The following is a 4,243-nucleotide window of genomic DNA, read 5'->3' as shown; positions in this document are numbered from 1 at the left end:
GTCCCCGGGGGTGTCCCCGGGGACGCACGACACGGCGCGGAGGTCGGGCCGGTCAGGCGCGCTCGGCGGCGAGTGCGCGGACGGCGTCCGCGAACGCCTCGCCCCGCTTGTTGTAATTGACGAACATGTCCATCGACGCACAGGCCGGGGCCAGCAGAACCGTATCCCCCGGCCGGGCGAGCCGTGCCGCCTCCCGGACCGCCGCCGACATCGCCCCAGTGTCTGTCCGGTCGAGGTCGACGACCGGGACCTCGGGGGCGTGTCGCGCGAGGGCTTCCCGGATGAGGGCGCGGTCCGCCCCGATCAGGACGACGCCGCGCAGTCGCTTCGCCGACTTCTCGACCAGGTCGTCGAAGGTCGCGCCCTTGGCCAGCCCGCCCGCGATCCACACGATCGGGTCAAAGGCCGCGAGAGACGCCTCGGTGGCATGGGTGTTGGTGGCCTTGGAGTCGTCGATGTAGGTGACGCCCGCGACATCGCCGACCTTCTCGATCCGGTGCGGGTCGGGTCTGAAGGCCCGCAGTCCGTCGCGTACTGCGGCCGGCGGGACGCCGTAGGCGCGGGCCAGGGCGGCCGCGGCGAGGGCGTTGGCGATGTTGTGGGGCGCGGGCGGGCTGACGTCGGAGACCTCGGCCAGCTCCTGGGCCCGCTCCTGTCGGTTGTCGACGAACGCGCGGTCGACCAGGAGGCCGTCGACCACTCCGAGCTGCGAGGGTCCGGGCGTACCGAGCGTGAAACCGATCGCCCGGCAGCCCTCCTCCACATCCGCCCCGCGCACCAGGTCCTCGGTGGCCGGGTCGGCGGCGTTGTACACGCAGGCGACGGAGTTGCCCCCGTAGATACGGCCCTTGTCGGCGGCGTACGCCTCCATGGAACCGTGCCAGTCGATGTGGTCCGGCGCCAGATTGAGAACGGCGGCGGAGTGGGCGCGCAGCGAGGGCGCCCAGTGGAGCTGGTAGCTGGACAGCTCGACGGCGAGGACGTCGTACGTCTCCTCCCCGAGGACGGCGTCCAGGAGAGAGACACCGATATTGCCGACGGCGGCGGTGCGCAGACCGGCCGCTTCGAGGATCGAGGCGAGCATCCGTACGGTCGTGGTCTTGCCGTTGGTGCCGGTGACCGCGAGCCAGGGTGCGGCGGGCCGGCCGGTCGTGCCGCGCAGCCGCCAGGCGAGTTCCACATCCCCCCAGATCGCCACGCCCGCCGCCGCGGCGGCCCGGAAGAGCGGTTTGTCCGGCTTCCAGCCGGGCGCGGTGACGATCAGCTCGGTGGACTCGGGCAGGGTCGCGCCGTCGCCGAGGCGCACGGTGATCCCCTGGGCCACCAGTTCGGCCGCCTGGGCACGGGAGCGCTCGTCGGGCAGCGCATCGTCACTGACGACCGTCACCACAGCGCCGAGGCGATGCAGGGCCTTCGCCGCCGGGACCCCCGAGACCCCGAGTCCGGCGACGGTGACCCGCTTGCCCGCCCACTGCTCAGTGCTCACCCGCTCAGTGCTCACTTGTCGGCCGCCCAGCCTCCGTAGAAGATTCCCAGACCCACGATGACGCACATGCCCTGGATGATCCAGAACCGGACCACCACAAGGACTTCGGACCACCCCTTGAGTTCGAAGTGGTGCTGGAGGGGGGCCATCCGGAAGACGCGCTTCCCGGTCATCTTGAAGGAGCCGACCTGGATGACGACGGACATGGTGATCAGGACGAAGAGTCCGCCGAGGAGGGCGAGCAGCAGTTCCGTACGGGAGCAGATCGCCAGGCCCGCGAGCGCGCCGCCGAGGGCGAGCGAGCCGGTGTCACCCATGAAGATCTTGGCGGGTGAGGTGTTCCACCACAGGAAGCCGAAGCAGGCTCCCATCAGGGCGGAGGCGACCACCGCGAGGTCGAGTGGATCGCGTACCTCGAAACAGGCGTTGGGGTTGGTCAGCGTCGCCGCGTTGGCGCACGCCTCCTGGAACTGCCACAGTCCGATGAACGTGTACGCGCCGAAGACCATCACCGACGCACCGGTGGCCAGGCCGTCCAGACCGTCCGTCAGATTCACGCCGTTGGACATCGCGAGAATCATGAACAGCGCCCAGACCACGAACAGCACCGGGCCGATGGACCAGCCGAAGTCCGTGATGAACGACAGTTTGGTGGAGGCGGGCGTCTGGTCCCGCTTGTCGGCGAACTGGAGCGAGAGCACCGCGAAGGCGATACCGACGATCAGCTGCCCGGCCATCTTCGCCTTGGCCCGCAGCCCCAGCGAACGCTGCTTGACGATCTTGATGTAGTCGTCCAGAAAACCGACCAGACCCATTCCGGCCATCAGGAAGAGCACCAGGACGCCGGAGAACGTCGCTTCCTCCCCGGTGATCACCTTGGCGAGCGCATAGGCGATCAGGGTGGCCAGGATGAAGGAGATACCGCCCATAGTGGGCGTCCCCTTCTTGCTGCCGTGGCTGCGCGGGCCGTCGTCCCGGATGAACTGCCCGTATCCCTTGCGGGCCAGCAGCTTGATCAGCAGCGGAGTGCCGATGAGCGTCAGGAAGAGCCCGATGGCCCCCGCGAAGAGGATCTGCCTCATCGGCCGGCACCCCACCCTTCAGAAGGCACGGCAGGCACGGCAGGCGCTGTAGGCACGGCAGGCGCTGAAAGCCCCGCAGGCGCTGAAGGCCCCGCAGGCGCTGCGGGCACCGCGGGCACTGTCCCGTCGTCGAGCAGCATTTGTGCGAGCCGCTCAAGACCGACCGATCTGGAAGCCTTCACCAGCACGACGTCTCCCGGGCGCAATTCACTGCGCAACAGGTCGACCGCCGCCTGTGCGTCGGACACGTGCACCGACTCCTCACCCCACGAACCCTCGTTATATGCGCCCAGTTGCAGCCAGGACGCTTCCCTGCCCCCGACTGCGACGAGCTTGCTGACGTTGAGCCGGACGGCGAGCCGTCCGACCGCGTCGTGCTCGGCGAGCGCTTCGTCACCGAGTTCGGCCATCAGGCCGAGCACCGCCCAAGTGCGTCCCCCCCGGGCCTGTGCGTCCTGGCCCATGGCGGCCAGCGCGCGCAGCGCCGCCCTCATGGATTCGGGGTTCGCGTTGTAGGCGTCGTTGACGATCGTCACGCCGTCCGAACGCTCGGTGACCTCCATGCGCCAGCGGGAGAGGGTGCCGGCCTCCGAGAGCGCGAGGGCGATCTCGTCGGCGGGCATGCCCAGCTCATGGGCGACGGCGGCCGCGGCGAGCGCGTTCGACACGTGGTGCTCACCGTACAGCCGCATGGTCACATCACCGCACCCGGTAGGGGTGTGAAGCGTGAAGACCGGCTGTCCCTGCCGGGTGAGCCGGACATTCTCGGCACGCACCACGGCGGCCGGATCCTCGCCGAAGAGGGTCACCCGGGCCTTCGTCCGGGACGCCATGGCGCGTACGAGGGGGTCGTCGGCGTTGAGGATCGCGACGCCGCCTTCGGCGGCGGACGGGAGGGCCTCGACGATCTCGCCCTTGGCCTCGGCGATGCGCTCACGGCCGCCGAACTCGCCGATGTGCGCGGTGCCGACATTGAGCACCAGGGAGATCCTCGGCGGCACCAGGGAGGCGAGATAGCGGATGTCGCCGACATAGCGCGCGCCCATTTCGAGGACGAGATGCTCGGTGGCGGTGTCGGCGCGCAGCGCGGTCAGCGGCAGCCCGATCTCGTTGTTCAGATTGCCCGTGGGACAGACCGTGGGCCCCTTGCGCTCCAGGAGCTGGGCGATCAGGTCCTTGGTGCTCGTCTTCCCGGCGGAGCCGGTGAGCGCGACGGTGGTGGTGCGGAGGCGTTGGACGACATGGCGGGCGAGTGCGCCGAGCGCGGCGGTGACATCGTCCACGACGATCGCCGGTACGCCGACGGGCCGGGTGGCCAGCACGGCGACCGCACCGGCCGCCACGGCGTGCCCGGCGTACTCGTGACCGTCGACGCGCTCGCCCGCGAAGGCGGTGAAGAGGGCGCCGGGCCGGACCTCGCGGGAGTCGATGACGACGGGTCCGGTGACTTCTGCGGCCGGATCCGGTATGTCGTACGACTGCCCGCCGACGATTTCGGCGACCTCGGCGAGGGAGAGGGCGATCACTTGGTCATCCCCGGGGTTTCTGGTGAAGGGCGGCACGGGAGGCCCGGACGGCTGCGCGCAGGACCTCGCGGTCGTCGAAGGGGCGGACCACTCCGGCGATGTCCTGGCCCTGCTCATGGCCCTTTCCGGCGATGAGCACGGTGTCGCCC

General features: G+C 70.0%; 3 protein-coding genes. All 3 read right to left on the bottom strand.

The annotated features are described in order from the left end of the window. Window positions 1-52: 52 nt before the first annotated feature. Genes murD through ACWF94_RS34825 form a run of 3 tightly spaced genes read right to left on the bottom strand, consistent with a single transcriptional unit; the run spans window position 53 to window position 4,094 of the window. Window positions 53-1,486 (bottom strand): UDP-N-acetylmuramoyl-L-alanine--D-glutamate ligase, encoded by a 1,434-nt coding sequence (gene murD / locus ACWF94_RS34835; protein ID WP_453497992.1) that lies wholly within the window; start codon window positions 1,484-1,486, stop codon window positions 53-55. An 11-nt stretch (window positions 1,487-1,497) separates the two neighbouring features. Beyond that, a complete protein-coding gene (mraY, locus tag ACWF94_RS34830) occupies window positions 1,498-2,568 on the bottom strand; it encodes a phospho-N-acetylmuramoyl-pentapeptide-transferase (RefSeq protein ID WP_453497989.1) in 1,071 nt (356 codons plus the stop codon). Further along, window positions 2,565-4,094 (bottom strand): UDP-N-acetylmuramoyl-tripeptide--D-alanyl-D-alanine ligase, encoded by a 1,530-nt coding sequence (locus tag ACWF94_RS34825; protein WP_453497986.1) that lies wholly within the window; start codon window positions 4,092-4,094, stop codon window positions 2,565-2,567. Before ACWF94_RS34825 ends, mraY begins: the two co-directional genes overlap by 4 nt. Window positions 4,095-4,243: the final 149 nt, after the last annotated feature.

The sequence above is a fragment of the Streptomyces sp. NPDC055078 genome (assembly GCF_053607985.1).
Note: the sequence above shows the minus strand (reverse complement) of the source record. Positions and strands in the feature narration are given on the sequence as shown.

Excerpts from the sequence above, each read along its gene's own strand:
- mraY (WP_453497989.1), bottom strand. The coding sequence starts at position 2,568 with ATGAGGCAGATCCTCTTCGCGGGGGCCATCGGGCTCTTCCTGACGCTC.